At 67.9% G+C, this 417-nt stretch carries 1 protein-coding gene; it reads right to left on the bottom strand.

What is annotated here, in order from left to right:
• Positions 1-136, bottom strand: a 136-nt coding sequence (locus D7X55_RS46935) for a YciI family protein (RefSeq protein WP_368666533.1), incomplete at its 3' end; no start/stop codon positions are given.
• Positions 137-417 lie beyond the last annotated feature (281 nt).

The following is a 417-nucleotide window of genomic DNA, read 5'->3' as shown; positions in this document are numbered from 1 at the left end:
GGCACGGGCCGGCCAGCAGCAGGCGTCCCTCGTCGCGCAGCGCGTGCAGCCGCGCCAGGTGTTCCGGCCGCGCCTGCAGCCGCTGCGCCAGCACATCCTGGCCGTCATACCCTTCGATCACATACCACACCGGCATTTCCTCGCTTGCGTTGTCGGGTCCGCAGATTCTAGCCAATGCAGCCCCCGCCCCGGTCCGGCTGGACACTGGCGCGGCAAAGGCTTACCCTAGACTCCATTGCACGTGGCTGGATGCAGCGGCCCGTCGGTTTTTGCGGCCAACGCAGCCCCCGACGACCGTCCCGCTGCTTCAAACCGGACCACCCGGCCGGGCCACGTAGACGACCTCCCCGTAGTTCTGTCGCTGCCGTTTACCGCGGCGCGTCCCGCTGTTTGATATGTGTGGAATCGCGCCGATCC

This window comes from Corallococcus sp. AB049A, assembly GCF_003668885.1.
GTDB classification, from domain to species: Bacteria; Myxococcota; Myxococcia; order Myxococcales; family Myxococcaceae; genus Corallococcus; species Corallococcus interemptor.
The sequence above is the reverse complement of the archived record's forward strand: the minus strand, read 5'-3'. Positions and strand labels throughout refer to the sequence as shown.